21 protein-coding genes are annotated in these 21,396 nt (G+C 76.2%); 3 read left to right on the forward strand and 18 right to left on the reverse strand.

Going from position 1 to position 21,396, the window contains the following annotated elements; translation table 11 throughout:
- Positions 1–6 precede the first annotated feature (6 nt).
- The 4 genes from ABD160_RS30390 to ABD160_RS30405 are packed head-to-tail and all read right to left on the reverse strand — an operon-like array spanning position 7 to position 4,641.
- Positions 7–468 carry a flavodoxin family protein gene (locus tag ABD160_RS30390; protein ID WP_344029168.1) on the reverse strand — a complete coding sequence of 154 codons (462 nt, stop codon included), beginning with the start codon at positions 466–468 and terminating at the stop codon, positions 7–9.
- A complete protein-coding gene (locus tag ABD160_RS30395; protein WP_344029171.1) occupies positions 465–2,102 on the reverse strand; it encodes a phospho-sugar mutase in 1,638 nt (545 codons plus the stop codon). The genes ABD160_RS30390 and ABD160_RS30395 overlap by 4 nt, the downstream gene beginning before the upstream one ends.
- On the reverse strand, positions 2,102–2,896 hold the full coding sequence (locus ABD160_RS30400) for a purine-nucleoside phosphorylase (protein ID WP_344029174.1): 795 nt from the start codon (positions 2,894–2,896) through the stop codon (positions 2,102–2,104). The genes ABD160_RS30395 and ABD160_RS30400 overlap by 1 nt, the downstream gene beginning before the upstream one ends.
- 26 nt (positions 2,897–2,922) lie before the next feature.
- On the reverse strand, positions 2,923–4,641 hold the full coding sequence (locus tag ABD160_RS30405) for a serine/threonine-protein kinase (RefSeq protein ID WP_344029177.1): 1,719 nt from the start codon (positions 4,639–4,641) through the stop codon (positions 2,923–2,925).
- 450 nt (positions 4,642–5,091) lie between these two features.
- Between ABD160_RS30405 and ABD160_RS30410 the strand changes: the two genes are divergently transcribed.
- Complete coding sequence (locus ABD160_RS30410) at positions 5,092–6,336, forward strand: amidohydrolase (protein WP_344029180.1); 1,245 nt, start codon at positions 5,092–5,094, stop codon at positions 6,334–6,336.
- Positions 6,337–6,360: 24 nt separating this feature from the next.
- Here the strand turns inward: ABD160_RS30410 and ABD160_RS30415 are convergent, their stop codons facing one another.
- A complete protein-coding gene (locus ABD160_RS30415; RefSeq protein ID WP_344029183.1) occupies positions 6,361–7,014 on the reverse strand; it encodes an FMN-dependent NADH-azoreductase in 654 nt (217 codons plus the stop codon).
- A gap of 95 nt (positions 7,015–7,109) precedes the next feature.
- Here ABD160_RS30415 and ABD160_RS30420 point away from each other — a divergent pair, with 95 nt between their 5' ends.
- Positions 7,110–7,592, forward strand: coding sequence for a MarR family winged helix-turn-helix transcriptional regulator (locus ABD160_RS30420; RefSeq protein WP_344029186.1), 483 nt, complete (start codon positions 7,110–7,112; stop codon positions 7,590–7,592).
- Positions 7,593–7,605: 13 nt separating this feature from the next.
- Here the strand turns inward: ABD160_RS30420 and ABD160_RS30425 are convergent, their stop codons facing one another.
- Positions 7,606–8,064, reverse strand: coding sequence for a gamma-glutamylcyclotransferase (locus tag ABD160_RS30425; protein WP_344029189.1), 459 nt, complete (start codon positions 8,062–8,064; stop codon positions 7,606–7,608).
- A 151-nt stretch (positions 8,065–8,215) separates the two neighbouring features.
- On the opposite strand from ABD160_RS30425, the gene ABD160_RS30430 reads away from it, so the two are divergent.
- Positions 8,216–9,619, forward strand: coding sequence for an NAD(P)H-quinone dehydrogenase (locus ABD160_RS30430; RefSeq protein WP_344029191.1), 1,404 nt, complete (start codon positions 8,216–8,218; stop codon positions 9,617–9,619).
- On the opposite strand, the gene ABD160_RS30435 is transcribed toward ABD160_RS30430, so the two are convergent.
- The 12 genes from ABD160_RS30435 to ABD160_RS30490 all read right to left on the reverse strand — a co-directional run bounded on the left by ABD160_RS30435 (position 9,589) and on the right by ABD160_RS30490 (position 21,315).
- A complete protein-coding gene (locus tag ABD160_RS30435) occupies positions 9,589–10,365 on the reverse strand; it encodes an ESX secretion-associated protein EspG (protein WP_344029194.1) in 777 nt (258 codons plus the stop codon). The genes ABD160_RS30430 and ABD160_RS30435 overlap by 31 nt on opposite strands.
- Positions 10,358–12,283, reverse strand: coding sequence for a hypothetical protein (locus ABD160_RS30440; protein ID WP_344029196.1), 1,926 nt, complete (start codon positions 12,281–12,283; stop codon positions 10,358–10,360). The genes ABD160_RS30435 and ABD160_RS30440 overlap by 8 nt, the downstream gene beginning before the upstream one ends.
- On the reverse strand, positions 12,280–12,609 hold the full coding sequence (locus ABD160_RS30445; RefSeq protein WP_344029198.1) for a hypothetical protein: 330 nt from the start codon (positions 12,607–12,609) through the stop codon (positions 12,280–12,282). The genes ABD160_RS30440 and ABD160_RS30445 overlap by 4 nt, the downstream gene beginning before the upstream one ends.
- A gap of 166 nt (positions 12,610–12,775) precedes the next feature.
- Positions 12,776–13,267 (reverse strand): hypothetical protein, encoded by a 492-nt coding sequence (locus ABD160_RS30450; RefSeq protein ID WP_344029200.1) that lies wholly within the window; start codon positions 13,265–13,267, stop codon positions 12,776–12,778.
- Between the two features lie 239 nt (positions 13,268–13,506).
- A complete protein-coding gene (locus ABD160_RS30455; RefSeq protein WP_344029204.1) occupies positions 13,507–14,088 on the reverse strand; it encodes a GNAT family N-acetyltransferase in 582 nt (193 codons plus the stop codon).
- Positions 14,089–14,187: 99 nt separating this feature from the next.
- Entirely contained in the window at positions 14,188–15,960 is a 1,773-nt protein-coding gene (locus tag ABD160_RS30460; protein ID WP_344029207.1) for an acetyl/propionyl/methylcrotonyl-CoA carboxylase subunit alpha, read from the reverse strand.
- Positions 15,961–16,252: 292 nt separating this feature from the next.
- Positions 16,253–17,110: a TIGR04222 domain-containing membrane protein gene (locus ABD160_RS30465; protein ID WP_344029210.1), complete on the reverse strand. Its 858-nt coding sequence runs from the start codon at positions 17,108–17,110 to the stop codon at positions 16,253–16,255.
- A gap of 147 nt (positions 17,111–17,257) precedes the next feature.
- Positions 17,258–17,692 carry a SufE family protein gene (locus ABD160_RS30470; RefSeq protein WP_344029213.1) on the reverse strand — a complete coding sequence of 145 codons (435 nt, stop codon included), beginning with the start codon at positions 17,690–17,692 and terminating at the stop codon, positions 17,258–17,260.
- A complete protein-coding gene (locus tag ABD160_RS30475; protein WP_344029216.1) occupies positions 17,689–18,591 on the reverse strand; it encodes a sulfurtransferase in 903 nt (300 codons plus the stop codon). Before ABD160_RS30475 ends, ABD160_RS30470 begins: the two co-directional genes overlap by 4 nt.
- Before the next feature lie 41 nt (positions 18,592–18,632).
- The gene (locus ABD160_RS30480; RefSeq protein ID WP_344029219.1) at positions 18,633–19,091 is read right to left on the reverse strand and encodes a nuclear transport factor 2 family protein; all 459 of its coding nucleotides are present in this window, start codon (positions 19,089–19,091) and stop codon (positions 18,633–18,635) included.
- Positions 19,091–19,747: a Maf family protein gene (locus ABD160_RS30485; protein WP_344029221.1), complete on the reverse strand. Its 657-nt coding sequence runs from the start codon at positions 19,745–19,747 to the stop codon at positions 19,091–19,093. The genes ABD160_RS30480 and ABD160_RS30485 overlap by 1 nt, the downstream gene beginning before the upstream one ends.
- Before the next feature lie 23 nt (positions 19,748–19,770).
- The gene (locus ABD160_RS30490; protein ID WP_344029225.1) at positions 19,771–21,315 is read right to left on the reverse strand and encodes an MFS transporter; all 1,545 of its coding nucleotides are present in this window, start codon (positions 21,313–21,315) and stop codon (positions 19,771–19,773) included.
- Positions 21,316–21,396: the final 81 nt, after the last annotated feature.

The following is a 21,396-nucleotide window of genomic DNA, read 5'->3' on the forward strand; positions in this document are numbered from 1 at the left end:
CCGGGCTCAGCCCGGCATCACCCCGGCGGCCAGCACCGCGCCCAGCTCGCGGCAGGCGGCCCGGGCCGCGGCGTCCGGGGCGCCGGTGACCTCCACCGGGGCGGCCGCGGCGACCCAGCCCATGCCCTCGGCGATCGCGGTGACCGACCGGGTCGCGCCCGAGGTGTCCGATCCGCCGTGCACCCACAACCCGTACGGCAGGCCGCGGGTGTCCTCGCCGCACACGTAGTACACCTGGTCGAGGAAGTGCTTGAGCGCCCCGGACATGTAGCCGATGTTGGCCGGGGTGCCCAGCAGCACGGCGTCCGCGGCGAGCAGGTCGGACGCGGTCGCGGCCAGCGCGGCCCGGGCGACGGTCCGCACCCCGGTGATCTCCGGATCGGCGGCGCCCGCCCGCACCTGCGCCAGCAGCTCGGCGGTCGCCGGGGACGGCGTGTGGTGCACGATCAGCAGCCGGGCCCCGCTCACCGGCCCAGCATCCCGTCCACCTCGGCGCGCAGCGCGTCGAGCCGTCGCTCCGCCCGTGCCCGGGACGCCGGGACCAGCGCCGGATCGCCGGTCGGCGGTTCGACGACCTCCAGGTACGCCTTCAGCTTCGGCTCGGTGCCGGACGGCCGGACCACCACCCGGACGCCGTCGCGGCGCAGCCGCAGCACGTCCGGTGCCGGCCGGTCGGCCGCCCAGCCCGGCGGCGGCGCGTCGCGCAGCCGCTGCACCGCGCGGTCCCGCTCGGCGGGCTCCATCCGGAGCGAGACGCCGAGCGTGCGGTGCACGCCGGCCGCGGCGGCCAGCTCGTCGAGCCGCGCGGGCACCGACGACCCGGCCGCGGCCAGCCCGCGCACCAGGTCGGCGGCCAGCACCGCGGCGGAGACGCCGTCCTTGTCCCGGACCGCGTCCGGGTCGACGCAGAGCCCGATCGCCTCCTCGTAGCCGAAGACCAGCCCGTCGCCGGCGCGGACGATCCACTTGAACCCGGTCAGCGTCTCGGCGAACCGGGCGCCGTGCGCGGCCGCGACCCGGGCCAGCATCGACGACGACACCACCGTCGTCGCGACCAGCGGCGCCGGCGCGTCCGGCCGGTCCGGCTCGCCCCGGGTCCGCAGCAGATGATCGGCCAGCAGCACGCCGGTCTCGTCGCCGGAGAGCATCCGCCAGCCGTCGTCGAACGGGACGCCGATCGCGCACCGGTCGGCGTCCGGGTCCAGCGCGACGGCCAGCTCCGCCCCGCAGCCGGCGGCCAGCTCGAGCAGCAGGTCGGTGGCGCCGGGCTCCTCCGGGTTGGGGAACGCGACCGTCGGGAAGTCCGGATCGGGCCGGGCCTGGGCGGCCACCACGTGCACGTCGTGCACCCCGGTGCGGGCGAGCGCGGCGGTGACGAGCGCGCCGCCGACGCCGTGCATCGGGGTCAGTGCGATCCGCGGGGCGGCGCCGTGCGGGGTGCGCGGGAGCGTCGCGATCCGGTCCAGGTAGTCGGCGGTCACGTCGGTGACGGCGGGCAGCGGCCCCAGCGGGACCGACACTGCGGCCGGCGCGGCGGTCACCGCGGCCTCGATGCCGGCGTCGTCGGGCGGGACGAGCTGGGCGCCGTCCTGCAGGAACACCTTGTAGCCGTTGTCGGCCGGTGGATTGTGCGAGGCGGTGACCGCGATCCCGGCGACCGCGCCGAGCCGCCGCACGGCGAACGCGACCAGCGGGGTCGGCACCGGGGGATCGAGCAGCGCCACCTCGAACCCGGCGCCGGTCAGCACCCGGGCGGCGGCCTCGGCGAACGCGGCCGAGCCGTGCCGGGCGTCGCGTCCGACGACGACCGTCCCGGTCCGGCCGCCGGCGCGCAGCCAGCCGGCGAGCCCGGCCGTCGTGCGGGTCACCACCGCCACGTTCATCCCGGCCGGCCCGGCCCGGACCGGGCCGCGCAGGCCCGCGGTGCCGAACCGGAGCGGCCCGGACATCCGGTCGGACAGCCCGGCGACGGCGCCGTCCGCCGGTGGGCCGCCGGCCAGCGCGGTCGCCAGCAGCCGCTGCAGCTCGGCCCGGGTGCCCGGATCCGGGTCGTCGGCGATCCAGCGCAGCGCGGCGTCCCGCAGCTGCGGATCGGGCCCCATCAGACGCGGGCGACGAGCTCGCCCAGCAGCTCGCCCATCCGGGTCGCCGCGGCCCGCCCGGCGTCGAGCACCTCCTGGTGGTCCAGCGGCTGCCCGGACAGCCCGGCGGCCAGGTTGGTGACCAGCGAGATGCCGCAGACCTCCAGCCCGGCGGCGCGGGCCGCGATCGTCTCCAGCACGGTCGACATCCCGACCAGGTCGGCGCCGAGCGTGCGCAGCATCCGGATCTCGGCCGGGGTCTCGAAGTGCGGCCCGGGGAGCCCGGCGTACACGCCCTCGACCAGCGACGGATCGAGCTCGCGGGCGGCCGCGCGCAGCCGCGGCGAGTAGGCGTCGGTGAGATCGACGAAGTCGGCGCCGACCAGCGGCGAGCGGGCGAGCAGGTTGAGGTGGTCGGCGATCAGCACCGGCTGGCCGACCGAGAGGCCCTCGGTGATGCCGCCCGCGGCGTTGGTGAGCACCACGGCCGAGACGCCCGCCGCGGCCGCCGTCCGGATGCCGTGCACCACCGGCTCGACGCCGTGCCCCTCGTAGAGGTGGGTGCGGCCGAGCAGCACCAGCACCCGGCGCCCGCCGATCGTCAGCGAGCGCACGGTGCCGCCGTGCCCGACCGCGGACGGGGCGAGGAACCCGGGCAGCTCGGCCATCGGCAGCTCCGCGTCGGCGGTCCCGAGCACGTCGGCGGCGGGACGCCAGCCGGAGCCGAGCACGACGGCGACGTCGTGCCGCTCGGTTCCGGTGCGGCGGGCCAGCTCGGCGGCGGCCTCCTGGGCGGTGTGCGCGGGGGCGGACATGGCGCCACCCTAATCACCGGCCGGGATCAGCCGCCGGTGCTCCGGAACCCGGCGGCGACCGCGTCGAACAGCCCGGCGGCGGCCTCCTCGGCCTGGCCGGCGGGGGAGGTGAGCTGCAGCACCCAGACGCCGTCCGGATCGCGGCCGGGGAAGATCCGCAGCAGCGTGCTGCGCTCCTGCGGGCCGCTGGTGGTGGTCATCTCGATCTGGTCGGACCCGTCGGCCTGTGGCTGCACCGGCCCGGCGTCGACGCCGTCCACGCCGAGCGCCTCCGGGGTCAGCGCGCCGGCGACCGCCTCGGTGGAGGCGGCGGCGCGCACGGACAGCTCCTGCCGGCCGTCCGGGCTGACGAACCGGACGACGGCCGAGCCGTCGCCCGCCGGGGAGCGGTACTGGGTCCAGTCCTGGGGGACCGCGACGGAGAACCCGAGCGGATCCGGGTGGGCGACCCGCGGCGTGCGCTCGGTGGCGACGGTGATCGTGCTCAGCGGCTCCTGGCCGGCCAGCGCGCGGACCCCGGCGAACCCGGCGAGCGCGCCCAGCAGCACCAGCAGCGCGCCGCCGAGCACCAGCGGCACCCCGCCGAGCACGCCGGCGAACCCGGTGCCCCGCGCCGCGGCGGGGCGGGCGGGCGCCGATCCGGCCCGTCCGGCCGGGCCGGTGGGGCGGGCCGGCCGGCGCGCGGGCCGGTGCTCGGGGACCGGCGGTGCGGCCGGCGGGGCGTGTCCGGCCGGGGCGGCCGGTGCCACCTCGGTGGCGGGCGGCGCCCCGCCGCGGGTGTGCGTGCCGGTCGCGGCCGGCGGCCGGTGCGGCACCTGCGGGCCGGACGCCGGCGAGGCGGCCGGGGCCGGGACCCGCGCCATCACGGTCGGGACGTCCGGCGAGCCGGGGAAGATCGGGTCGTCCGGGTCGGCCAGCAGCGGCCGCAGCCGGGCCCGGACCTCGTCCAGCGGCATCCGGCCGGCGGGCTCCTTCACCATCAGCCCGGAGATCACCTCGGCGATCGGGCCGCCCACGGTCGGCACCGGCACCGGGCCGTCGACGACCTCGGTGATGGTCCGCACCGGATCGCCGTCGACGTCGTAGGGCGGCCGGCCCTCGACGGCGGCGAACAGCGTCGCGCCCAGGCCCCACAGGTCCGCGGCCGGGGTGACCGGCTGGCCGGCGGCGACCTCCGGGGCGATGTAGGCGGGGGAGCCGAGCACCAGGCCGGCCGAGGTCATCGGGGCGTCCGACTCGTTGCGGGCGATGCCGAAGTCGGTGAGCTTGATCCGGCCGTCGTCGGAGATGAGGACGTTGCCGGGCTTGACGTCGCGGTGCGTGATCCCGGCCCGGTGCGCCGCCCGCAGCGCGGCGGCGGTGCCGTACCCGACGACGCCGGCCTGGGCCCGGTCGAGCCGCCCGGCCTCGGCGATCGCCGCGGCCAGGTTCTTCGACGGCACCAGCTCCATGACGACCAGCGGCTCGTCGCCGCCGGAGTCCAGCACGTCGAACACGGTGACGACGTTCGGGTGCGAGAGACCGGCCAGCGCCCTGGCCTCGCGCATGATCCGTTCGCGCAGCTCGAGCTTCTCGGCGGCCGGGATCCCGTCCGGGATCTTCAGTTCCTTCAGGGCGACCCGGCGCTGCAGCACGTCGTCGAAACCGGACCACACGGTGCCCATCGCGCCGCTGCCGAGCGGCCCGTCGACGCGGTACCGCCCGGCGATCTGGCGGCGCTGGACATCGCCTTCGGGAACGGTCACGCCGGCGATTGTTCCATCGTCCCGCGAGCCGCCCACCTGCACACCGGCTGTGACAGGCGGTTCCGGCCGGTGACGGTGTGTCACCAATTGCGCGGCGCCCGGTCGCCGGGCGGCGCCGGCCGCGGGGTGGACGCCGCTGCGTCACGGCCCGGTGACGGTGCGGATTCGGGGCGGCTGCGGGGCGGCTGCGGTGCGGTTGCGGTCCGGTCCGGGACCGCCGGTGAACGGCGGAAACGGCCGCTCGTCGCGCTCCCGCCCGCCCGCTCGTCACAACTGGTGAACCCGTTGGCAGCATCCCGCCGACCCCTCGCCGCGCGGACCCGTGAACGGCCGCTTTCGACTGGAACACCGCCGGACGGGTGAGCACCATGAGTCGTGGTCGGGCACGTTCCGACGCCCCGTGACGGGGCGGCGGGCCGGGGCCCCGACATCCCGGACGAGGAGGACAAGGTGACTGCGCTGCAGACCCGCACCGAGCTTCCCGAGGTGGGCGACCTGCCGGTCGACGACCTCGGTGCCGGCACGGGTCCGGCCTGGCTGGAATCGTGGATGCGGGCGCACAAGGGCGAGATCGTCGGGTGGCGCCGCGCCATCCACGCGCAGCCGGAGCTGGCCCGTCGCGAGCACCGCACGACGGCCCGCGTCTCGGAGACGCTGCTGCGGGCCGGCCTGGAGCCGCGCACGCTCGCCGGCGGGACCGGCGTCGTCTGCGACATCGGCCACGGCGGTCCGCTGGTGGCACTGCGTGCCGACATGGACGCGCTGCCGCTGCAGGAGCAGACCGGGCTCGCGTTCGCCTCGACGGTGCCCGGCGTGATGCACGCCTGCGGGCACGACGCGCACACCGCGATGCTGCTCGGCGCCGCGCTGGCGCTGAACTCGGCGCCGTCGCTGCCCGGCCGGGTCCGGCTGGTGTTCCAGCCGGCCGAGGAGGTGCAGCCCGGCGGCGCGCTGGACGTCGTCGCCCAGGGCGTGATGTCCGACGTCGAGCGGATCTTCGCGCTGCACTGCGACCCGCGCCTGGAGGTCGGGCGGCTGGGTACCCGGGTCGGGCCGATCACCTCGGCCTGCGACCTGATCGAGGTCCGGCTGACCTCGCCGGGCGGGCACACCTCGCGCCCGCACCTGACCGCCGACCTGGTGCAGGCGCTCGGCCTGCTGGCCACCCAGGTCCCGCTGCTGCTCACCCGGCACGTGGACCCGCGCTCGGGCACCGTGCTGACCTGGGGCGCGGTGCAGGCCGGCGACGCGGCCAACGCGATCCCGCAGTCCGGGATGCTGCGCGGCACGCTGCGCACCGCCGACCACGCGACCTGGACCGAGCTGGAGGACACGCTGCGCGCGCTGGTCGCCGCGGTGCTGGCCCCGACCGGTGTCGGGTACGTGCTGGACCACGTCCGCGGGGTCCCGCCGGTGGTCAACGACGAGATCTCGACCGGCCTGCTGCGGGACGCGGCGGTGACCGTCGGCGGCGAGCCGGCCGACGCGAGCACCGAGCAGTCCTCCGGCGGCGAGGACTTCGCCTGGTACCTGGAGCACGCCCCGGGCGCGATGGCCCGGCTCGGCGTGTGGTCGGGCAGCGGCCCGCAGCGCGACATCCACCAGCCGACGTTCGACCTGGACGAGCGGTCGCTACCGTTCGGCTCCCGGGTGCTGGTGCACGCCGCGCTCGCGGCGCTCGCGGACGCCTCCTGACCGTCGCCGGGGCGCCCGCCCCGGTCAGGCGACCGACCGCAGCCGCAGGGTGACCGCGCGCCCGCCGCGCCGCGCGGCGTCGTGCGACTCGGTGAGCTGGGCCCGGGCCAGCTCACGCAGCTCCGCCATCTGCGGGTTCACCTCGGCGAGCGTGAGCTCGGTCTCGATGACGTCGAGATCGAGCCCCCAGACGTCGACCAGGATCCGGCGCATCCAGCCGGTCGCGTGGTCCCAGCCCTCGCGCGGGGTCCCGGGCGCGTAGCCGCCCCCGCGCGCCGTCACCAGGAAGGCCGGCCGATCGGCCAGGGGCGTCTGCCCCGGTGCGAGCCGCGGATCGGTGATCAGGGTGTCGACCCAGGTCTTGAAGTGCTGCGAGACGCCGAAGTTGTACAGCGGGGCGCCGAGCACGAGCACGTCGGCGGACAGGACCTCGTCGGCCAGCTCGCGGGCGGTCCGCGCGGCGCGCTCCTGTTCCGCGGAGCGGCCCTGCTCCGGCGCGAGGGCGGCGCTCGCCCACACGTCGGCCGGGACGGGTTCGACGGCGAGATCGCGCCGGACCACCCGGGCGCCCTCGCCGAGCTCCTCGAGGATCGTGCCCTGCAGCGTGTCGGCGACGGCCCGGGTGACCGAGCCCTCGGTGCGGATGCTGGTGTCGAGCCGGAAGAGGGTGCTGCTCATGCGGGACCTGCTCTCGCTGGAAGATAATCTGTGAACCAGATGATCGTACATCACGATTATCTTGCCGCGAAGGTCGAATCTGTACGATTCGGGGCATGGTGGAGGCGGTGCAGGAGGTGCCCGACACCGGCGAGCTCGGCCGGTCGCTCGGCACGGTGCTGCGCGCCTACCTGCGGTCGGTGCACGAGCAGGTCGACGACCTGCCGGGCGGGCCGCGGGGGTTCCAGGTGCTGTCCGTCGCGGCGGGCGGCGCCTGCCACAACCAGGCGACGATCGCCCAGCTGCTCGGGCTGGACCGGACGGTGATGACCTACCTGGTCGACGACCTGGTGAAGCGCGACCTGGTGGAGCGCCGCCCGGACCCGGCGGACCGCCGGGCCCGGCAGGTCCTGCTCACCGAGGCGGGCCGGCGGCTGCTGGCGGAGGTGTCCGCCCGCATCGCCGAGGTCGAGGACCAGCTCCTCGCCCCGCTCGACGACGCGGAGCGTCCGCTGTTCCGCGACATGATCGGGCGGATCGCCCGGGCCCGGCCGGCCGACGACGCGGACCCCTGCACCGAACCCGGATCGGCCTGCTGAGCCGCGGGTGGCGTCAGCCGCCGGGTGAGGACTTCCGGCTCGGCCGGCTGCGCAGGTCGTTGACGTAGTCCGCGGGCGCGCCGGCCATCTCGGCGGCGTCGGCGATCACGCCGAGGTAGCGGGCCGACGGCTCGCCGCCCTCGTAGGCGTTGAGCACGTAGATCCAGGCGAGGACGCTGCCGTCCAGGGTGGCGACCCGCAGCCGCAGCTTCTTGTGCAGGCCGAGCTCGCCGCCCTCCCAGCGGTCGAGCTGGGCCTCGTCGTGCTCGGGGACGTCGTAGAGCACGACGAACACCTGCGAGCCCGGCTCCTCCACCACGGTGGAGAGCGCGCCCTCCCAGGTGTAGTCCTCGCCGCCGAACGTCAGCCGCCAGCCCTGGAGCCACCCGGTCCCGGCCATCGGCGAGTGCGGGGCGCGCTCCTTCATCTGCTCGGGGTCCATGTTCGACCCGTACGCGGCATACAGCGGCACGGGGGCAGCGTAGTGGCTCGGGGTCGGAGGGCGGCCGGGCGGGCCCCGCCCCGCCCGGTCGGCTGAACCGGACACGCGTACTGTGAAGCACTGTCGACGCCGGTGGCGAGGCCGCCGGCCCACCACCACCGACGTCTCAGGGGGACTTCCCGTGACCCGCATCGTCATCATGGGCGGCGGACCTGCCGGATACGAGGCCGCGCTGGTCGCGGCGCAGCACGGCAGCGAGGTGACCGTCGTCGAGCGGGACGGGATGGGTGGCGCCTGCGTCGTCTACGACTGCGTCCCGTCGAAGACGTTCATCTCGTCGGCCGCCGTCCGGGTGGACCTGCACCGCGCCGAGGACCTGGGCGTGCTGGTCGACCGCGGCAACTCGGCGGTCGACCTGCCCGCCGTCAACCAGCGGGTCAAGTCGCTGGCGCTGGCGCAGTCCGCGGACGTGCGCACCCGGCTGGAGAACGAGGGTGTCCGGATCATCGCCGGCACCGCACAGTTCGACGGTCCCGGTGCCGGCCGGGCGACGCACGACGTCACCGCCACCCACACCGACGGCACCGTCGAGCGGCTGGTCGCCGACAACGTGCTGATCGCGACCGGCGCGACCCCGCGGGTGCTCGACTCCGCCCGGCCGGACGGCGACCGGGTGCTGGACTGGCGGCAGCTCTACGACCTGGAGGAGCTGCCCGAGCATCTCGTCGTCGTCGGGTCCGGTGTGACCGGCGCCGAGTTCTGTTCGGCCTACGTGGAGCTGGGCTGCCGGGTCACCCTGGTGTCCAGCCGGGACCGGGTGCTGCCGCACGAGGACGCCGACGCCGCCGCGGTGCTGGAGGAGGTCTTCGCCGAGCGCGGCGTGGAGATCCTCGCGCACGCCCGCGCCGACAAGGTGGAGAACACCGGCGACGGCGTGCTGGTGACGCTGTCCGACGGCCGCACGGTCGAGGGCTCGCACGCCCTGATGACGGTCGGGTCGGTGCCGAACACCGGCGACCTCGGCCTGGAGAAGATCGGCGTGGAGACCGACCGCGGCGGGTTCATCCCGGTCGACAAGGTGTCCCGGACGGCGGAGCCCGGCGTCTACGCGGCCGGTGACTGCACCGGGGTCCTGATGCTCGCGTCGGTGGCGGCCATGCAGGGCCGGATCGCGATGTGGCACGCGCTCGGCGAGGGCGTCGCGCCGATCCGGCTGCGGACCGTCGCGGCGAACGTGTTCACCCGGCCGGAGATCGCGACCGTCGGGATCAGCCAGAACGCGATCGACTCCGGCGAGGTCCCGGCGCGCACGGTGATGCTGCCGCTGTCGACGAACCCGCGGGCGAAGATGCGCGGCCTGCGCCGCGGCTTCGTGAAGCTGTTCTGCCGGCCGGCGTCCGGCGTGGTCATCGGCGGTGTCGTGGTGGCGCCGGTCGCCAGCGAGCTGATCCTGCCGATCGCGATGGCGGTGCAGAACGGTCTGGGCGTCGACGACCTGGCGCACACCTTCTCGGTGTACCCGTCGCTGTCCGGGTCGATCACCGAGGCGGGCCGTCAGCTGATGCAGCACTCCGACCTGGACTGATCCCCGAACAGCTGGTCGAGCAGCGCGCGCAGCGCCTGCGGGGACACCGGGGCCAGGGTGACCCACTCCGGCCCGGGGCCCGGTTCGGCGTCGCGGGTCAGCCGGTACCGGCCGCGCGCGGTGTCGACGACGGTGACGTACCCGGGCAGCCGGGCCGGGTTGCCCCAGCGGTCGAACCGGACCGCGCACACCTGGGCGTGCCGGGCCGGTCCGCGCAGCACCGCCTCCAGCCGCGCCGACGGCCCGGACCGCTCGGTGCCGGCAGCGTGGTCAGCGCCGTCGCTGAGCAGCCGCGCGAGCTCGGCGGTCGGCATCCCGGCCGCGGGCCCGGGGCCCGGGGGTGCCGGCGGGAGCACGGACACCGCCGCGTGCGCCGGGGAACCGGCGGCGGCGACGGTCACGGTGCCGCCGGTGTGCACGGCGAGCACGCCGCCGTCGGTGCTCCCGGCCGCGACGGCGCGCAGCGCGGACCCGTAGCGGGCGCGCACCTCCAGCTGCCGTTCGGGCCGGGCGAGCAGGGTGAACAGCCGCACCAGCCCGGGTGCGGGCCCGCGCGGGCCGGCGAGGCCGCGATCGCGCAGGGCGGCCATCACGGCGGCGACGCCCCGGGTGCGCTCGTCCGTGCTCCGCCCGGGGGAGGGCACGGTCAGCGCCGCCGGGGTGGTGCCGAGCCCGAGCAGCTCCCAGACGACGTCGAACTCGGCGGCGGCGAGCCGGAACCGGGTCGCCGGGTCCCGCTCAGCCACGGCCCCGCCAGCGCTGCTCGGGGCGCAGCACCGCGTCGGCTGCCGGTGCGCCGGCTGCCGGTGCGCCGGGCCCGGGTTCGCCGGTCCCACCGGTCTCGCCGCTGTCGCCGGCCTCGGGGTCGCCGGTTCCGCCGGGCGGGTTCCGGTCGGCGAGCAGGCGCCAGGCCGGTGCGCGGCCGTCCGGTCCGGGTGCGGGAGGGGCGGCGCCGGACGCGACGGGATGCGGGTGCACGGCCGCCGGTGCACCGGGTGCGACGGCGGCGGGGAGCACCGGCGCCGCGGGTGCGGGTGGACCCGGCGGGGGCGTTGCCGGCGCGGTGAGGTGCGGGTTCGTGGTCGCTCGTGCCTCGGGTGCGATGGTGCCGGGGTCCGTGGTCGCTCGTGCCTCGGGTGCGGAGAGGCCGGGAACCGTGGTTGCCCGTGCGTCGGGGGCGGTGAGGCCGGGGTCCGTGGTTGCTCGTGCCTCGGGTGCGGTGAGGCCCGGGTTCGCGGTTGCTCGTGCGTCGGGGGCGGTGAGCTGCGGGTCCGTGGTCGCCCGTGCCTCGGGTGCGGTGAGGCCCGGTTCCGTGGTCGTCGGTCCGCCGGGTGCGGTGACGTGCGGATCTCCGCCCGGCGCGGCGAGACCCGGGTCGGTGGCCGCCCGGCCGCCCGGCGCAGCGGTCTCCGGACGGGCACCCGGGTCCGCCCCCGGACCGACAGCCGACCCGACAGCCGGGCCGACGTCCGGCCCGGCCGCGGGATGCGCCGATCGGAGGTCGCCGGAGTTCTCGCCCGCCGCACCGGAGGCCTCGGTGTGGCCCGGCCCGTCGCCGGACTGCATCCGACCTGCGGCGCCGGTGCCGGGCGTCGCACCGGGTTCCGGCCGTCCGGCCGATCGTGCTCCCGCGGCAGCCGCGACACCGGCGGCGCCCAGCGCCCCGGCGGCCCCGCCCGCCACCCACCCCGGCCCGCCGCCCGTTCCCGGCCCGGCGACGCCCCCGGCACCGCCGGACCAGCCGGCCCCGGACGAGCCGGCCCCGGACCAGCCACCGCCCGGCGACGCGGCACCGGTCAGGCCACCGCCCGACCAGGCACCGCCCGGCGCGGTAGCACCGGCCAGGCCGCCGCCCGACCAACCACCGCCCGGCGCGGCAGCACCGGTCACGCCACCATCCGGCGCGGCGGCAGTCGGGCCCGGCGCGGCGGCACCGATCGGGCCCGGTGCGGCAGGACCGGACAGGCCCGGCGCGGCAGGACCGGTCAGGCCCGGCGAGCCAGCACCGGGCCCGGCACCGCCCGGCCCGGCTCCGGGACCGCCCGGTCCGGGACCGGCCACCGTCGGAGCACCCGATCCCGGACCACCCGAACCCGAACCGCCCGGCGCAGCCGGCCCCGCCGCCACGGACGCCCCCGCGGGAGCCGCCCCCGCCGTCACCGCGGGCGGTGCGGCCCAGCCGGTCCAGTGGGCCCCGGCGATCCGGCTGTCCTCGGCGTAGCGCTGCATCAGCTCGGCGGCCCGCGCCGCCGCGTTCCCGGCGGCGGCGTCCGCCGCGGCCCAGTCGGTGAGCACCGCCGCCCCGGCCGGGACGACCGCCGGTGGGGACGCGGCCGGGGGCTCGGTCATCCGGGCCCGCAGGCCGGCCGCCAGCGCGGCGTGCGCGGCGAGCCCGTCGGCGGTCCGGACCGCGTCGGCCGCGGCGCCACCGGCCCAGCCGGCGAGCGCCCCGAGCGCCCCGGCGGTCACGTCGGCGGCGCCGCCGGACCAGCCGGCCGGGAGCTCCCGCACCCGGTCGGCGAGCTCGCGGTGCACGTCGTCGAGGGCCTCCGCGGCGTCCCGCCAGGCCCGTTCGGCCGCCGCCGACGCCGCCGGGCCGGGTCCGGCGGCGACCATCGCGTGCAGTTCGGCGTGGCTCATCCCGGTCCAGCGCGGTGCGGTCACGACCGGGTCCAGGAGCGGACGATCCCGGCCTCGGTGCCGGCGTAGTCCCGCCCGGAGCGGGCGACCGCGTCCCGGGCCCGGACGATCTCGGAGCGCAGCGTCCGGATCCGTTCGATCGCTGCACCGGCGGCGTCCGCGGCGTGACCGGCGTACCGGGCGGCCGCCTCGGCGCTGACCGGATCACCCAGCCAGGGCCGGATCCGGCGGGCGTCGGCGTCGAGCAGGGTCAGGACCGTGGTGAGCCGGTCCGCGGCCCGGTCCAGCGCGGCCACGACGGCGGGCGGTGTCGTCGGATCGATCCGCAGATCCGGGCGGGGTACGGGCACGGCTGGCCTCCGGGACGCTGGGCGGGACGGCGGCACGCTAGCCACGGTCGTCCGCGGTCACGTCCGGTCGGCGGACCGCGGTCGCCATCGCGAACGACGGCACCCCCGCCCGTGCCGGTTTCTGATCCGGCACGCGCGGGGGTGCGCGTCTGCTGTGGCGCCGTGGCTACGCGGCGGCGACCGCGTGGCGGTCACCTGCGTCGACGGGCCGGCACCCGCTGAGCGGGCACGGTGGTGGGGCCCAGGTCGTGGTGGCGAACGCGGGCACGAGCCCGGCGAACGGCCAGCGGCCCGCGAACCGCTGCAGGTACCAGAACACGAACAGGTGGTCCGGTTCCGCCGGGTCGACGACGAACTGCGGTCGGCCGCCGAGGTCGTCGACCCAGGCGGCGTAGGCGTTCGCGACCAGCCCCGGCGGGCGGGCGGCCCGCCGGGTGAGGAGCCAGTCCTCGGCCCGGCCGCGCCAGTCCTCCAGCGCCGTCGGGTGCACGGTGGCCCCCGGCAGCTCGCGGAGGTTCGCGGTGAATGTGCCGATCGTGACCCCGTCCGCGCCGTACGCGGTCGAGATCAGGGTGAGCAGGGAGTGCGGGCCCGGGATCGGGCCGTCGGTGTGGATGTGCGTCGTCACGTGTGGTGACGCCGGTGGGGCGAGGGGCATGACGGATCCTGTGCGTCGTTGGAGCTGGTGACGGCTCACGGCGCGGGACTGGCCTGCGTGGTGAGCGGATCCGCGGCGCGGTACTCCGCGTGGCGGGGTGGACCGGGCCCCGTGGATCGGGCACACGGGTTCGGCTGTGGAGTTTGGCGGTATTAAGTTGGGCGGTATGCGGTTGTCCGCCGCGGGCACCTGCCCGGTGTGCGCGGCGCAACGACGCTAGGGCCGCAGCGGGCACCCGGTCAACGCGCGTCCCAGGGAGCGGGATCGGTGTGCAGCCTGCCCAGCACGAGCACGTCGACCCGGGCCCCGTCGACCTCCCACGCCTCCCGCATCCGTCCCTCGTGGACGAAGCCGAGCGCGGCCGCGAGCGCCGCCGAGGCGTGGTTCGGCTCGGCGTGGTGGTAGGTGACCCGGTGCAGCCCGAGGCCGCCGAACCCGAACCGGACGACGGCACCGACGGCGGCCCGGGCGAGCCCCCGGCCGCGGGCGGCGGGCAGCGTCCAGCAGCGCACCTCGGCGGTGCCGTGCGCCAGGTCGAGCTGCTCCAGGGTGACCTCCCCGAGCATCTCACCGGTGGTCGGCTCGGCGACCGCCCAGGCACACCGCGTCCCGCGGGCCCAGCCGTCGATCCGGTCCGCGACGTGCGCGGTCACGGCGGCGTCGAAGTCCGCGGCCTCCGGATCGGGACGGTTGCGCCAGCGCCGGATCTCCGGGTCCCGCGCGGACGCGGCGACGGCCGGGCGGTCGTCCACCCGGTCGTCGTGCCGCGGGCCGCGCAGGTACCAGGCCCCGGCGTTGATCTCGACCGGGTCGAGCGACACCTGGCGTCAGCTCCGATCTTCGTTCCGCGAGCTTCTCTCAGTGCACATCTTCGTTCCGCAAGCTTCTCTCAGCGCACATCTTCGTTCCGCGAGCTTCTCTCAGTCCTTGATCTCGCAGATCACGGTCCCCTGCGACACCGACGCACCCTGCTCGGCGCTGAGCCCGGTGACGGTGCCGTCCTTCGGCGCGGTGACCGGGTTCTCCATCTTCATCGCCTCCAGCACGACGATCAGGTCGCCCGCCGAGACGGTGTCGCCGTCGGCGACCGCGACCTTGATGATCGTGCCCTGCATCGGCGCGGTGACGGCGTCGCCGGAGACCTTGGTGCCGCCGCCCTTGCCGGCCCGCTTGCGCGGCGCGGCCTTCGCCGCGCCGGCGCCGCCGCCCCCGCCCAGCGCGAGATCGCCGGGCAGCGAGACCTCCAGCCGGCGGCCGCCGACCTCGACGACGACGGTCTGCCGCTCGCCGGTCTCCTCGTCGGCCCCGGCGCCGCCCTCGAACGGCGGCACCGTGTTGTCCCACTCGGTCTCGATCCACCGGGTGTGCACCGTGAAGTCCTCGACGGACTCGGCGGTGAAGGCCGGGTCCGCGGCGACCAGCCGGTGGAACTCCAGCACGGTCGCCATGCCCTCGACGCGGAACTCGTCCAGCGCGCGGCGGGCCCGCTCCAGGGCCTGCCTGCGGTCGGCGCCGGTGACGATGAGCTTCGCCAGCAGCGAGTCGAACTGGCCGCCGATCACCGAGCCGTCCTCGACGCCGGCGTCCACCCGCACGCCGGGGCCCGCCGGGTACCAGATCCGCTCGACGGTGCCCGGCGCCGGGAGGAAGTTGCGGCCCGCGTCCTCGCCGTTGATCCGGAACTCGATCGCGTGCCCGCGCGGCGCCGGGTCGTCGGTGAGCTCCAGCTCGTGGCCCTCGGCGATCCGGAACATCTGCCGGACCAGGTCGATCCCGGTGGTCTCCTCGGAGACCGGGTGCTCGACCTGCAGCCGGGTGTTCACCTCCAGGAAGGTGATCATCCCGTCCTCGCCGATCAGGAACTCGACGGTGCCGGCGCCGTAGTAGCCGGCCTCCTTGCAGATCGCCTTGGACGCGTCGTAGAGGGTGGTCCGCTGCTCGTCGGTGAGGAACGGCGCGGGCGCCTCCTCGACGAGCTTCTGGAACCGGCGCTGCAGCGAGCAGTCCCGGGTCCCGACGACGACGACGTTGCCGTGCTGGTCGGCCAGCACCTGCGTCTCGACGTGCCGGGGCCGGTCCAGGTAGCGCTCGACGAAGCACTCGCCGCGGCCGAACGCCGAGGTGGCCTCGCGGACCGCGGAGTCGTAGAGCTCGGCGACCTCGGAGCGCTCGCGGGCCACCTTCATCCCGCGGCCGCCGCCGCCGAACGCGGCCTTGATCGCGACCGGGAGGCCGTACTCGTCGGCGAAGGCGAGCACCTCGTCGGCGCCGGAGACCGGGTCCTTGGTGCCGGGCACCAGCGGCGCCCCGGCCCGGGTGGCGATGTGCCGGGCGGTGACCTTGTCGCCGAGGTCGCGGATCGACTGCGGGGACGGCCCGATCCAGGTGATCCCGGCGTCGATCACGGCCTGGGCGAAGTCGGCGTTCTCGGAGAGGAAGCCGTAGCCGGGGTGGATGGCGTCGGCGCCCGCCTGCTTCGCGGCACCGATCACCTTGTCGATGTCGAGGTAGGACTCGGCGGCGGTCGAGCCACCCAGCGCGAAGGCCTCGTCGGCGAGCCGGACGAACATGGCGTCCCGGTCCGGGTCGGCGTAGACGGCGACGCTCGCCAGGCCCGCGTCCTTCGCGGCTCGGATCACACGAACGGCGATCTCGCCCCGGTTGGCGACGAGCACCTTGCGCAGTGCGGGCACGGTACGAACTCCTCGGGTCGCAGGCGCCGGCCCGGTGCTCCGGCGCTGGGTTACCGGCGAGTGTAAGAGCCGGATCCCCGATCGTTCCGCGCGGAGACTGTGGTGAACGCAACTCACCCCCGACGGGTGGGGTCGCTGACGTCGTCGTGATCGGTCCAGAGGTGAGTCGGGCCACGTGAGGGGTGGTGCGCCGGGCGGAGGGTCCCCGCAACTCCACACCCCCCAGTGGTGGAGTTGCGGGGACCGCCGAGCCCCGACCCCCCGGGGCAGTCCTGTGCGGCGCGGCCGCCGCTCAGCCGCGCCCGCCGAGGGCGACGGCCCGCTGCGCGGCCAGTTCCTCGGCGAACGCGGGCTCCGCGGCGAGCATCGCGCCGAGCCCGAACGCGCCGACGCTGAGCGCCGCCGCGGCCGGTCCGATCGCCGTCCAGTCCGGGCGCATCGACGGCGCCAGCTCGGGATGCCGCTCCCGCACCCGGCGCAGCGCCTCGTCGCCGGCCCTGGTGCGCACCGGGATCCGCGCGCCGAGCAGCACCGTCACGGCGACCATGGCGAGCGTCGCGGCCAGCAGCGCACCGACCGGGCGGCCGTTCGCCAGCCCGGCCAGTACCCGGACCAGGCCGAGTGCGGCCACCAGGCCGGGCGCGACCGCGGCCGAGCGGAGCCGGTCCCGCCCGGGGGCGCCCAGCACCAGTCCGGCCACCTCGAGCCGGCGGGCGATCCGGTGCAGCTCGGCGGCGACCGCGGCGTGCGTGCCGAGGCTGCGGCACGGGATCAGCCGGTGCGCCGAACGGTGGATCGCCCGCTGCAGCCCGGTCGCCGACCGGGTGACCGGACCACCCGCACGGACCTGGCCGGGTGTCCGGTCGGAGGTGAGCACGGTGCCGTCGACGTGCATCGCGGACAGCGCCGCGTACACCGCGAGGGCGGGTCCGCCGTTGAGGTACGCGACGTCCTCCGGGCGGCCGTCCACCGTGCGGACCCCGGCCGGGTCACCGGCGACGACCCGGGAGCGGTACCAGAGGGTCAGTGCCGTCACGACGAGGGCGAGCAGCAGGTACGCCGTGAGGAAGGCCGATGCGCTGACACCCCAGGTCTCGCCGGTGAGGTTCGTGCCCATTCCGGCCTCCCCGTGCAGGTCCGCGCGCTTCATCGTTCGAAGCAGTGTGCGCCCGCTCACGGGGAGGCTCGCCGGATTTCACAGAGACTTGAGGTTGCCCGGAGCGAACGGCCGACACCCGATCGGGTGGACTCGGCCGTTCGGTCCAGCACCCTCCGGCGCGGCCGTCACGGCCCGGTGTCAGCCGGTCGCCGACCGCACCTGTCGCTTGATCCGGGCCAGCATCGCGGCGATCCCGCGCAGCCGCAGCGGGCTCACCGCCTCGGCCAGGCCCAGGTCGGTGTAGAAGTCGTCGGGGACCTCCAGCACCGCCTCGGCGGGCTGGCCGTCCAGCCCGGTGTACATGATCGAGGCGAACCCGCGGGTGGTCGGCGCCTCCGGCGGCGCCGAGAAGAACAGGTGCACCGGGCGGTCACCGTCGTCGGCGACCTCGACGGCCAGGAACAGCGGCGACTGGCACTCGTGCACCTGCTCCATCGAGTCGGCGGCGTCGGCGTACCGCTCGGGCAGCTCGGGCAGCTCCCGGGACAGCTCCAGCAGCAGCTGCAACCGGTCCTTCGGGCCGAGCGCGGCGAAGTCGTCGACCAGTTCGGCGAGAGCCGGTGGGAGGCTCACCCGCGCTCCTCGCCCTGCGCGATCGGCACCCGCACCGCGTTGCCCCACTCGGTCCAGCTGCCGTCGTAGTTGCGGACCCGGTCGAAGCCCAGCAGGTAGGTCAGGACGAACCAGGTGTGGCTGGAACGCTCGCCGATCCGGCAGTAGGCGACGACGTCGTCGGAGGGCTTGAGGCCCTGCTCCTGCTCGTAGATCGCGGCCAGCTCGGCGCGCGACCGGAACGAGCCGTCGTCGGCGGCGGCGCGGGCCCACGGGACGCTCGCGGCACCCGGGATGTGCCCGCCGCGGACCGCGCCCTCCTGCGGGTAGTCCGGCATGTGCAGCTTCTCGCCGGTGTACTCCTGCGGCGAGCGGACGTCGACCAGCGCCCCGCCGCCGTCCGGCACCAGCCGGAGGTGGGCGAGCACGTCGTCCTTGAAGGCCCGGATCGCCGCGTCGTCCCGCTCGACGACCGGGTAGTCGGCGCGGGCCGGGGTGGGGGTGTCGGTGGTGGTCTCGCGGCCCTCGGCGATCCACTTCGCCCGGCCGCCGTCGAGCAGCCGCACGTCGGCGTGGCCGAACAGCGAGAACACCCACAGTGCGTAGGCGGCCCACCAGTTGTTCCGGTCGCCGTAGACGACGATCGTGGTGTCCCGGCCGATGCCGCGCTCGGACATGATCTCGGCGAACCGCTCCCCGTCGACGTAGTCACGGGTCACCGGGTCGTTCAGCTCGGTGTGCCAGTCGACCTTCACCGCGCCCGGGATGTGGCCGGTGTCGTAGAGCAGCACGTCCTCGTCGGACTCGACGACGACCAGGCCGGGATCGGTCAGGTGCTCGGCCAGCCAGGCCGTGGTGACCAGCCGCTCGGGGTGCGCGTACTCGGCGAGCTTGGGGTCCGGGTCGTTCGTGACAGCCATGGCGGGAGGGTAACCGCGCGGCCGGTCACCCACACGCGGGCTCAGACGCCGAAGTCGGAGTCGTCCCCGTCCGGGCGCGGCCCGTGGATCGTCCGGTCCTCCGGCGCGATCCGCAGGTCGTTGATGCTGGCCTCGCGCCTGCGCATCAGGCCGTTGTCGGCGAACTCCCAGTTCTCGTTGCCGTAGCTGCGCCACCACTGCCCGTCGGCGTCGCGGGACTCGTACCGGAACCGCACCGCGATCCGGTTCCCGCCGAACACCCACAGCGACTTGCGCAGTGCGTAGTCGAGCTCGCGTTCCCACTTCGCGGTCAGGAACGCGACGACCTCGTCGCGGCCGGTCAGCCAGGTGTCGCGGTTGCGCCACACGGTGTCCGGTGTGTAGGCGAGCGCCACCTTCTGCGGGTCGCGGGTGTTCCACGCGGCCTCGGCGGCGAGCACCTTCTTCCGGGCGCCGGCCTCGTCGAACGGCGGGAACGGGGGACGGGAACCGTCACTCATCAGGACTCCTTGCCACTCGGGACCGGCACTCCGGACCGTGGGTGCCAGAGGTCGACCACGCTCACCCCGATCCCGCCGAGCAGCCGGCGCAGCAGCGGGAGGCTGATCCCGATCACGTTCGACGGGTCCCCGTCGATGCCGTCGACGAACCAGCCGCCGAAGCCGTCCAGGGTGAAGGCGCCCGCCACGTTCAGCGGCTCGCCGGTGCCGAGGTAGGCGGTCAGCTCCTGCGGGGTCGGATCGGCGAACCGGACCCCGGTCACCGCGTGCCCCTCGGCCTCCTTGGCGACCGCGCCGCCGGCCAGCAGCAGCACCGCGTGCCCGGTGAGCAGCTCACCGGTCCGGCCCGCCATGGACAGCCAGCGGCGGCGCGCGGTGTCCGGATCGCCGGGCTTGCCGACCAGCTCGCCGTCGACGTGCAGCATCGAGTCGCAGCCGACCACCAGCGCGTCCGGGTGCTCGGCGGCGATCCGGCCGGCCACCGCCGCCGCCTTGGCCGCGGCCAGCAGGGTCACCTTGCGGGCGGGCTCGGCGTCCGGGTGGGCGGCGAGCAGGGCGTCCTCGTCGACGTCGGAGACCTCGACGAGCGGATCGGCGCCCGCGGCGCGGAGCACGCCGAGCCGGGCGGGGGAGGCGGAGGCGAGAACCAGTCGCACGGGCGGACCCTATCCGCCGCGGGTCATCCGGTGTCGACCTCGTGCCCCTCCGGCACCGGCCCGCGCACCAGCAGCGCGCTCGTCACCATCCCGAGGACGCCGATCACGACCACCGCGACGAACACGATCCGGTAGCCGTGGTCGGACGCCGTACGGGCGGCTTCCAGGTACGCCACCGTGCCCTCGTCGAAGCGGTGCGCGTCGAGGCCGGTCTGCTCGGCGGCCTCCAGGTCGGAGCGCAGCGCCGCACCCGTGGTGTCGGTCAGCGGGGCCAGGCCGCGGAGCGCGACCTCCTCGTGCAGCCGGGCCAGGTAGGTGTGGTGGAACACCGCGTAGAGCAGCGCGATCCCGATCGCGCCGCCACCCTGCTCGGCGGTCGCCGAGACCCCGGACGCCTGCCCGTGGTCCCGCCCGGGCACGGTGTCCAGCCCGACCGGGTCGTTCACGGTGAGTACGACGGCCAGCCCGGTGCCGTAGACCACCAGCCCGGGCAGCAGGAGCAGGTACTCGTTGAACAGAGCGGCCGGGGCGAGCATCGCGCCGGAGACGGCCAGCGCCGCGAACCCGGCGACCAGCGGGATCCGGCCGCCGACCCGGTCGTACCAGCGCCCGGCCAGCGGGGCGACGAGCACCATCGGCGCGGTGGAGGCGAGCAGCGCCAGGCCCGCGGTGGCCGGGTCCATGCCCAGGTTGAGCACCAGCAGCAGCGGCAGGATGAGGCCGAGCCCCATCTCGACCATCCCGGCGAGCGCCTGGCTCAGCGTGGACCCCAGATAGTGCGGGTGCGCGCGCAGCAGGCCGAGGTCCATCAGCGGATCGGCGGTGTGCCGCTCCCACCCGACGAACGCGGCGGCCGCGAGCACGCAGGTCACGAGCGCCGCCTGCACCGCGGGCGAACCCCAGCCCCACGTCGTGGACTGGGCCAGCCCGAACACCAGCCCGACCAGCGCGATCCCGAGCAGCGCGGCCCCGGGTGCGTCGACCCGGGTGCCCGCCCGCCGCGGCCCGTCGGGCGGGACCGCGGGCACGGCGACGACCAGGGTGACGACCAGCAGCGGCAGGTTGAGCAGCAGCACCGAACGCCAGCCCAGCGTCACCGTCAGCAGCCCGCCCAGCGACGGGCCGAAGGCTCCGGCGACCGCGGCGAAGCCGGCCATCGTCCCCAGCGCGCGGCCCCGGCGGGCGCTGCCGTAGGCCGCACTGACCAGAGCGACCGTCGCCGGGAGCAGCAACGCGCCGCCGGCCCCCTGCGCGATCCGGGCGGCCAGCAGCACCGGGAACGACGGGGCCAGCCCGGCCGCCGCCGAGGCCACCGCGAACAGCACCGATCCGGCCAGGAAGACCCGGCGCAGGCCCAGCAGGTCGCCCAGCCGGCCGCCGAGGACGAGCAGCCCGGCCAGCGGCAGCAGGCTCGCGTTCAGCACCCACTGGACGCCGCCCGACGCGATGCCGAACTCCTGGCCGATCGCGGGCAGCGCGAGCGGGACCGCGGTCTGGTCGGTGAGGACCATCGCGTTCGCGACCGTCATCGCGACCAGTACGGCGCCCGGGCCGGTCTTCGAAGGCATCGCCATCTCCGCTCCGCCGGCGGTGCCGGCGCGGCGCAGCGTGCCCGGGACGGCGGCCCGGCCGTAAGGGACGGACGGCCC

The organism is Pseudonocardia kongjuensis, assembly GCF_039526905.1.
Classification (GTDB): Bacteria; Actinomycetota; Actinomycetes; order Mycobacteriales; family Pseudonocardiaceae; genus Pseudonocardia; species Pseudonocardia kongjuensis.

What these genes read in the sequence shown, in the direction of transcription:
- ABD160_RS30395 (WP_344029171.1), bottom strand. Translation starts at nt 2,102, where the DNA reads ATGGGGCCCGATCCGCAGCTGCGGGACGCCGCGCTGCGCTGGATCGCC.
- ABD160_RS30450 (WP_344029200.1), bottom strand. Translation starts at nt 13,267, where the DNA reads ATGCCCCTCGCCCCACCGGCGTCACCACACGTGACGACGCACATCCAC.
- ABD160_RS30480 (WP_344029219.1), bottom strand. Translation starts at nt 19,091, where the DNA reads ATGAGTGACGGTTCCCGTCCCCCGTTCCCGCCGTTCGACGAGGCCGGC.
- ABD160_RS30475 (WP_344029216.1), bottom strand. Translation starts at nt 18,591, where the DNA reads ATGGCTGTCACGAACGACCCGGACCCCAAGCTCGCCGAGTACGCGCAC.
- ABD160_RS30415 (WP_344029183.1), bottom strand. Translation starts at nt 7,014, where the DNA reads ATGAGCAGCACCCTCTTCCGGCTCGACACCAGCATCCGCACCGAGGGC.
- ABD160_RS30400 (WP_344029174.1), bottom strand. Translation starts at nt 2,896, where the DNA reads ATGTCCGCCCCCGCGCACACCGCCCAGGAGGCCGCCGCCGAGCTGGCC.
- ABD160_RS30490 (WP_344029225.1), bottom strand. Translation starts at nt 21,315, where the DNA reads ATGCCTTCGAAGACCGGCCCGGGCGCCGTACTGGTCGCGATGACGGTC.
- ABD160_RS30420 (WP_344029186.1), top strand. Translation starts at nt 7,110, where the DNA reads ATGGTGGAGGCGGTGCAGGAGGTGCCCGACACCGGCGAGCTCGGCCGG.
- ABD160_RS30465 (WP_344029210.1), bottom strand. Translation starts at nt 17,110, where the DNA reads ATGAAGCGCGCGGACCTGCACGGGGAGGCCGGAATGGGCACGAACCTC.